This window comes from Roseateles sp. AC306 (genome assembly GCF_979253795.1).
The window spans coordinates 1-253 of the sequence record NZ_CEEDEB010000107.1 but is presented as its reverse complement, the minus strand read 5'-3'; the positions used below and the strand labels follow the sequence as shown (position 1 = coordinate 253).

Here is a 253-nt window from a genome sequence, read left to right as displayed (position 1 = left end):
AGATAAGCCTCATCCAGTGACAACGGTTCAATGCGCGAGGTGTAGCGCGAGAAGATTTCACGGATATGATTTGAGGCTTCTTTGTAGGCGTCAAAGCGCCCCGGAAGCAAGGTGAGATGTGGGCATAATTTGAGCGCCATCCCTGTCGGCATAGCGCTACGTACGCCAAATTTACGCGCGGGATAATTGGCGGTGCTGATCACCCCCCGACGTTCGCGGCTGCCGCCAATAGCAATAGGGATATCGCGCAGGG

Annotated in this window: 1 protein-coding gene; it reads right to left on the bottom strand. The window is 55.3% G+C overall.

Annotation, left to right across the window (positions count from 1 at the left end; translation table 11 throughout):
- A partial coding sequence (locus tag AC0IZJ_RS28585; protein WP_471855650.1) for a Y-family DNA polymerase occupies positions 1-253 on the bottom strand: 253 nt, incomplete at both ends.